Source organism: Faecalibacterium sp. DFI.5.82 (assembly GCF_029076575.1).
GTDB lineage: Bacteria > Bacillota > Clostridia > Oscillospirales > Ruminococcaceae > Faecalibacterium > Faecalibacterium duncaniae.
In genome coordinates, this window is the sequence record NZ_JARFIS010000991.1 from 1 (window position 1) to 293 (window position 293).

1 pseudogene is annotated in these 293 nt (G+C 53.6%); it reads left to right on the plus strand.

The annotated features are described in order from the left end of the window. Positions 1-140 precede the first annotated feature (140 nt). Positions 141-293, plus strand: a pseudogene (locus P0G09_RS19830) (MATE family efflux transporter); the annotation flags it as partial.

Here is a 293-nt window from a genome sequence, read left to right on the forward strand (position 1 = left end):
GCCCGATCCCGCGCCTGCAAGACGCTGATGCATTCTGTTTTGAAAGATTCATCTTGCAATAGTGTGCGCATCTCTTATAATAGTTGTTGTGCCCCGGTATGCGCGGGCACGGTTTAGGGCTGGAAAAGGAAAAAGAGAACATGAAATCTAGCACAAGATCCCTGACAGAAGGCCCGCTGGCAAAGCAGATCCATCTGGTCAGCCTGCCGCTGGCATTATCCAATCTGCTGCAGGTCTTATTCAACATGTCGTACGTGGCCGTGGTGGGGCGGTTTGCGGGCTCCACAGCGCTG